Genomic DNA, 7026 nt, shown 5'->3' with positions numbered 1-7026 from the left:
GTACTTGTTGGTCAGCTGACCGCCCTGCGCTTCCATCACCGCCGGGCTCGCGTAGTTCTCCGATGCAATCAGCTCGATGTGCGCTTCCTGCCGCCCCGCTTCGGCGACCAGCGCTGCGTTGAGTTCGGGATCAGATACAGCCAGCGTCGGGGCGTGGGTGAACATGGACAGGAATCCTGGAAGGTGAATGGAAGATCTTCGGCAGCGGCGCCGTCAGCAGCCGGGCCGATGGCAGCCGCAGGCGGCGCCCGACGGCGGTTCGCACGCCGGGTTCAGATCGGCGTCGTCATCGTCGGCGTGGATGTAGCGCGCCAGCGGGTCGTCGCCGGGCGTCGCCGCCGGGGTGGCCGCCACGGCAGCGGACCGGTCGCCGGCGTTCGGGATGGCGGCGGTCATGCGGCACCGGGCAGTGCGGCTCGCAGCTCCCGCGCCGCCGCCACCATCCGCGACAGCGCCGCCTCGACCTCCGGCCAGCTGCGGGTCTTCAGCCCGCAATCCGGGTTGACCCAGAGCCGCTCGGCCGGCACCACCGCCAGCGCTCGCTGCAGCAGCTCGTGCATCTCCTCGCGCGCCGGGATGCGCGGCGAGTGGATGTCGTAGACGCCGGGGCCGATGTCGTTGGGGTACTGGAAGTCGCCGAAGGCATCGAGCAGCTTCATCCGCGCCCGCGAGGTCTCGATGGTGATGACGTCGGCATCCAGCGCCGCGATCGCCGGCAGGATGTCGTTGAACTCCGAGTAGCACATGTGGGTGTGGATCTGCGTCTCGGCCCTGACGCCGGATGCGGTGATGCGGAACGCCTGCACCGCCCAGTCGAGATAGGCCGGCCAGTCGGCGCGCTTCAGCGGCAGGCCTTCGCGGATCGTCGGCTCGTCGATCTGGATCACCTGGATGCCGGCGGCTTCCAGATCACAGACCTCGTCGCGCAGCGCCAGCGCCAGCTGCAGCGCCACCTCGCGCTTCGGCAGGTCGTCGCGCACGAAGCTCCAGAACAGCATGGTCAGCGGGCCGGATAGCATGCCCTTCATCGGCCTGTCGGTCAGGCTCTGCGCGTATCGCGACCAGGCCACCGTCATCGGCTGCGGGCGCCAGACATCGCCGTGGATGATCGGTGGCTTCACGCAGCGCGAGCCATAGCTCTGCACCCAGCCGAATTCGGTGAACGCGTAGCCGGCCAGCTGCTCGCCGAAGTACTCGACCATGTCGTTGCGCTCCGCTTCGCCGTGCACCAGCACGTCGAGGCCGAGCGCCTCCTGGCGGCGGACGGCGTGCGCGATCTCCGCTTCCATCGCGCTGCGGTAGCCGGCCTCGTCGAGCGTGCCGGCCTTGAACGCCGCGCGGGCGGCCCGGATTTCCGCCGTCTGCGGGAACGAGCCGATGGTGGTGGTCGGCAGCGGCGGCAGCTTGAGCGCCTGGCGCTGCGCCCGGATGCGCTCGCCGAACGGCGATTCGCGGCGCGCATCGGCCTCGGTCAGCGCGGCGACCCGCGCGCGCACCGCCGGCACGCAGGTGCTGGCGGCCGACCGGCGGCGCTCGACCGCCCGACTGGCCTCGTCGAGCGCCTTCCAGACCGCCTCCGGGCCCTGGTCGAGCGCCCGTTTCAGCAGGCCGATCTCGTCGAGCTTCTGCGCAGCGAAGGCCAGCCAGCGGCGCAGCTCGGGGACCAGCTTCCGCTCCTGGTCCAGATCCACCGGCACGTGCAGCAGCGAGCACGACGCCGAGACCCAGAGACGTTCGCCCAGCGCGGTGTGCGCCCGGTTCAGGCGGCCGAGCACCGCCACCAGATCGGTGCGCCAGGGATTGCGGCCATCGACCACGCCCAGCGACAGGATCTTGTCCTGCGGCCAGCCGTCGAGAAAGGCATCAAGCTGCTGCGGCGCCCGCACCAGGTCCAGGTGCAGGCCGGCGATCGGCAGGTCCTTGAGCCAGCCGGCATGCGCATCGACGGCGCCGAAGTAGCTGGCCAGCAGCAGCGGCGCGCCGGCGCCGGCGAGTTCGCGATAGACGGTCGGATAGACGGCGAGCCACGCCGCCGGCAGGTCCAGCGACAGGATCGGTTCGTCGATCTGCACCCAGGCCACGCCGAGCTGCCGCAGTTCGGCCAGCAGCGCGAAGTAGGCGTTCAGCAGCAGCGACAGCAGCGACAGCTTGTCGAAGCCGGGTTCGGCGTCGGCCAGCCACAGCCAGGTCAGCGGCCCGGGCAGCACCACCTTGACCGGATGGCCGAGGGCGAGCGCCTCGTGCACTTCGGGCAGCAGCCAGTCGCGGTTCAGTCGCGGCCGGGTCTGCGCGCCGATCTCGGGCACCAGGTAGTGGTAGTTGGTATCGAACCACTTCTTCATCGCCAGCGCCGGCTGCTGCGGCGTGCCCCGGGCCATCGCGAAGTAGTCGGCCAGGCTGATCCGTTCGCCGAAGCCGAAGCGGGCCGGTGCCGCCGAGAACAGCGCCGTCGCGTTGTGCAGATGGTCGTAGAACGCGAAATCGCCGACGGTGACGTAGTCCAGCCCCGCCGCCCGCTGCTGCGCCCAGTGGCGGGCGCGCAGGTCGGCGGCAGCCTGTTGCAGCGATTCCGCCGGCAGGCTGCCCGTCCAGTGCGCCTCGACCGCAGTCTTGAGTTCGCGGCGGGCGCCGATGCGGGGAAAGCCGAGGATGTGGGCGACGGTCATGGCGGCAGGCAGGTGTGAACGAGGCGCGCATGGTCGCGAGCGCCGACCCATGATTCAATCGCAGCGTTCTAATCAAACTCTTGAACGAAATTCATGGCTCAATCCCAGCTGGAAATCCGCCACCTGCAGACGCTCGCGGCGCTGGCCGACACCGGCTCGCTCGGCAAGGCGGCCGATCGCGTGTTCGTCACCCAGTCGGCGCTGTCGCACCAGCTGAAGGCGCTGGAGACGCATTACGGAACGCCGCTGTTCGAGCGCAACACCAAACCGATCCGCTTCACGCAGGCCGGCGCGCGGCTGCTGGCGCTGGCCCGCGAGGTGCTGCGCGGTGTCACCGATGCGGAGCGTGACGTCGCCCAGTGGGTGTCGGGACGCGGCGGCCAGCTGCGGATCGCGGTCGAATGCCATACCTGTTTCGACTGGCTGATGCCGGCCATGGACGCCTTCCGCGAGCACTGGCCGGAAGTAGAGCTGGACCTGGTCAGCGGCTTCCAGTCCGACGCCGGCGCGTTGGTCGAGGCCGGGGCGGCCGACTTCGGCGTGATCCACGACGCGCCGCCACCGCGCGCCGGCATCGCGGCCGAGCGGCTGTTCCGCTACGAAACCGTCGCCATCCTGTCGCCGCGCCATCCGCTGGCGGCGCGCAGCCATCTGGACCCGCAGGACTTCGCCGACCAGACGCTGATCAGCTATCCGGTCGACGACGCGCTGCTCGACGTCGTCCGCCACTTCCTGGCACCGGCCGGCATCCGGCCGCGCCGCCGCAACGCCGAGCTGACGGTGGCGATCCTGCAGCTGGTCGCCAGCGGCCGCGGCGTGGCCGCGCTGCCCAGCTGGAGCGTCCGGCCGTACCTGGAGAAGGGTTACGTGGTCAGCAAGCCGCTGGGCGCCGAGGGCCTGCACTGCGAGCTGTATGCCGCCATCCCGGAGAGCCTGTCGACCAAGGCCTACCTGCAGGATTTCCTGGCCAAGGTCCGCAGCAGCGGCTTCGGCTGAGGCCGGCGGCGCGGTCTCAGGCCGGCGGCACCGGGCGGCGCACCGACTGCAGGATGAGGTCGAGGATCATCAGGCCGGCGCCGAAGGTGATCGCCACGTCGGCGACATTGAACGCCGCGAAGTGCCAGTCGCCGACGAAGAACTGGATGAAGTCCAGCACATAGCCGCGCGTCGCCCGGTCGATGGCGTTGCCGAGCGCGCCGCCGAGCACGAACACGAAGGCCAGCGCATTGAGCAGCTGGCCGTGGCGGTTGCTGCGCAGCCACCACAGGATGCCGATGCTGACCGCGCTGCTCAGCACGATGAACATCGCCGCCGGCGCGGTGTTGAGCATCGAGAACGCAGCCCCCGTGTTGTGCAGCCGCACCAGGTTGAAATGCGGCAGCACCGCGATGCTGTCGTACAGCACCAGCGCGCGGTCGACGAAGTGCTTGGTGAGCTGGTCGACGGCGATCACGAACGCCGCGATCCACAGCAGACGCAGGTTGTCGAGCGGCTTCTTCGCGGCGCGGGCCTCAGACATGCCGGCGCACCTCGCCCGGGCCGTCGATGTTGGCGACGCAGCGGCCGCACAGTGACGGATGGCCCACGTGCTGGCCGACATCCGGCCGGCGATGCCAGCAGCGGCCGCACTTATCGGCCGACGTGGCGCGGGCGGCAATCCAGAGCGAGCCGCCGCCGGCCAGCCGGGCTTCGCGGGCATCGTTCGGCTTATGTGCCAGCGGCGCGGCCGAGGCCGCCGAGGTGATGAACCAGAAGCGCAGTTCGTCGCCGATGGCGGTCAGCGCCGCACCCGACTCGCCATCGGCATACAGCGCGACATCGGCGTCCAGCGCAGAGCCGATGGTGCCGGCGGCGCGCAGGGCTTCCAGTTCCTTCTTGACCGCTTCGCGGGCTTCGAGCAGCGCGGTCCAGCCGGCATCGGAGACCGGGTTCGCCGCCACCGTCGGCACCGGATACCAGGTCTGGATGAACACGCTGCCGCTGCGATCGCCCGGCAGCAGCGCCCAGATCTCGTCGGCAGTGAACGACAGGATCGGCGCGATCCAGCGGACCATCGCCTCGGCGATGTGCAGCAGCACGGTCTGCGCCGAGCGGCGCGCATGGCTGGCTTCCGGCAGGGTGTAGAGCCGGTCCTTCAGCACGTCCAGGTACAGGCTGCCGAGATCGACCGCACAGTAGTTGTGCAGCAGCTGATAGACCTGATGGAACTGCTTGGCGCCGTACGCGGCCTGGATCTCGCCCTGCACGCGGGCCAGCTCTGAAAGTGCCCAGCGGTCCATCGACAGCAGCTGGTCCGGCGCCACCAAGTGCTGCGCCGGATCGAAGCCGTGCAGGTTCGACAGCAGGTAGCGCACCGTGTTGCGGATGCGTCGGTAGGCGTCGGCGATGCGCTTCAGCAGGTTGTCGCTGATCGCGATTTCGCCGGAATAGTCGCTGGCCGCGACCCACAGGCGCAGCACGTCGGCACCGAGCGTCTTGGTGACCGTCTGCGGGGCGACAACATTGCCCAGCGACTTCGACATCTTGTTGCCCTTCTCGTCGACCGTGAAGCCATGCGTCAGCACCGCCTTGTACGGCGAGCGGCCGCGCATCGCCACCGAGGTCAGCAGCGACGACTGGAACCAGCCGCGATGCTGGTCCGAGCCTTCCAGGTACATGTCGGCCTGAGGTGCCAAGCCATCGGCATCGAGCGCGCCCGGATGATTGGCGACGAAGCTGCACTGGTGCACGGAGCCCGAATCGAACCAGACGTCAAGCGTGTCCGGGCACTTGTCGTAGTGCTCGGCATCGCGGTCAATCCAGTCGGACACGCTGGAACCGAACCAGGCCTCCAGCCCGCGCGCGGCCACCGCATCGGCCACCCGGCCGAGGATCGCCGGGGAATCCGGGTGCAGGGTCTGGGTGCGGCGATCGACCAGCACCGCCATCGGCACGCCCCAGGTGCGCTGCCGCGAAATGCACCAGTCCGGACGCTCGGCGACCATGCCGCGAATGCGGTCCTCGCCCCAGCCGGGAATCCACTCGGTCTTGGCGATTGCATCCAGCGCCTGCGGGCGCAGGCCGTTGCCATCCATCGACACGAACCACTGCGGCGTGGCGCGGAAGATCAGCGGCGACTTGTGCCGCCAGCAGTGCGGATAGCTGTGCTCGAACTTCGTGGCATGCACCAGCGCACCGGTCTCGCGCAGCGCGTTGATCACCGGCTCGTCGACCTTGCGGACATGCAGGCCGCCGACCACCGGCGTGCCGGCGACATAGACGCCGGTGCCCATCAGCGGGCTTTCCACCGCGATGCCGTTGGCGACCCCGATGTTGTAGTCGTCGACGCCATGCGCCGGTGCGGTGTGGACCAAGCCGGTGCCGGCGTCGAGCGTGACGTGCTCGCCGCACAGGATCGGCAGGGCCGCACCCGCCGCATCGAACGGATGGCGGTAGGTCTGGCCGGCCAGCGCCGCGCCCTTGGCACGGCCGAGCACCACGGCTGCGGCCACGCCATATCGCTTGGCGCAGGCTTCGAGCAGGCCTTCGGCCAGCACCAGATGGCCGTGCTCGCCCATCTCGACCAGCAGGTAGTCCAGTTCCGGATTGACCGAGGTCGCCTTGTTGGCCGGGATCGTCCACGGCGTCGTGGTCCAGATGACGAAGCGGATCGGCGCGCTCCCGCTGGCGCCGAACACGGCGGCCAGTGCGGCGGGGTCGGTCGACAGGAAGCCGACGTCGATCGCGAAGCTGGTCTTGTCCTGGTACTCGACTTCCGCCTCGGCCAGCGAGGAGCCGCAGTCCAGACACCAGTGCACCGGCTTGAAGCCGCGGGTGACGTGGCCGTTGGCGACGATCCGCGACAGCACGCGCAACTGCTCGGCCTCGAAGATCGGGTCCATCGTCAGGTACGGCTTTTCCCAGTCGGCGAGCACGCCGAGCCGCTTGAAATCGGCGCGCTGGCGGGCGATCTGCTCGCCGGCGTACTTGCGGCACTCGGCGCGGAATTCAGCGGCATTCAGCTTGTCGCCGACCTTGCCGAACTTCTTTTCCACCTGCAGTTCGATCGGCAGGCCGTGGCAGTCCCAGCCCGGCGTGAACGGCGCGTGGTAGCCGTCGAGGCGGGCGGCCTTGACAATCATGTCCTTCAGCACCTTGTTGACCGCGTGGCCGATGTGGATGTCGCCGTTGGCGTACGGCGGGCCGTCGACGAACCAATAGGGCTTCCGGTCGCGCGTGGCGGCATCGATCTGCGTGTACAGGCCGTCGGCTTCCCAGCGCTCCAGCATCTTCGGCTCGCGGGCGGCCAGGTTGGCCTGCATCGGAAATTCGGTCTGCGGCAGGTTCAGCGTCTGCTTGTAGTCCGGGCCGGCGGCAGCCG

General features: G+C 69.4%; 5 protein-coding genes and 1 pseudogene. 1 reads left to right on the top strand and 5 read right to left on the bottom strand.

Annotated elements, in window-relative coordinates; genetic code table 11:
• The 3 genes and pseudogenes from glyA to metE all read right to left on the bottom strand — a co-directional run.
• Nucleotides 1-165: pseudogene (gene glyA / locus ACTIGJ_RS17795) on the bottom strand (serine hydroxymethyltransferase); the annotation flags it as partial.
• 48 nt (nt 166-213) lie between these two features.
• On the bottom strand, nt 214-396 hold the full coding sequence (locus ACTIGJ_RS17790) for a hypothetical protein (RefSeq protein ID WP_439641668.1): 183 nt from the start codon (nt 394-396) through the stop codon (nt 214-216).
• Nucleotides 393-2666: a 5-methyltetrahydropteroyltriglutamate--homocysteine S-methyltransferase gene (gene metE, locus ACTIGJ_RS17785; protein WP_439641667.1), complete on the bottom strand. Its 2274-nt coding sequence runs from the start codon at nt 2664-2666 to the stop codon at nt 393-395. Before metE ends, ACTIGJ_RS17790 begins: the two co-directional genes overlap by 4 nt.
• A gap of 93 nt (nt 2667-2759) precedes the next feature.
• Here metE and ACTIGJ_RS17780 point away from each other — a divergent pair, with 93 nt between their 5' ends.
• Nucleotides 2760-3662 carry a LysR family transcriptional regulator gene (locus tag ACTIGJ_RS17780; RefSeq protein WP_439641666.1) on the top strand — a complete coding sequence of 301 codons (903 nt, stop codon included), beginning with the start codon at nt 2760-2762 and terminating at the stop codon, nt 3660-3662.
• Nucleotides 3663-3678: 16 nt separating this feature from the next.
• Here ACTIGJ_RS17780 and lspA read toward each other — a convergent pair whose 3' ends face one another.
• Nucleotides 3679-4185 (bottom strand): signal peptidase II, encoded by a 507-nt coding sequence (gene lspA / locus ACTIGJ_RS17775; protein WP_439641665.1) that lies wholly within the window; start codon nt 4183-4185, stop codon nt 3679-3681.
• Nucleotides 4178-6967: an isoleucine--tRNA ligase gene (ileS, locus tag ACTIGJ_RS17770; RefSeq protein ID WP_439641669.1), complete on the bottom strand. Its 2790-nt coding sequence runs from the start codon at nt 6965-6967 to the stop codon at nt 4178-4180. Before ileS ends, lspA begins: the two co-directional genes overlap by 8 nt.
• Between the last annotated feature and the right edge of the window lie 59 nt (nt 6968-7026).

It is taken from the genome of Nevskia sp. (genome assembly GCF_051860985.1).
Lineage (GTDB): Bacteria > Pseudomonadota > Gammaproteobacteria > Nevskiales > Nevskiaceae > Nevskia.
Note: the sequence above shows the minus strand (reverse complement) of the source record. Positions and strands in the feature narration are given on the sequence as shown.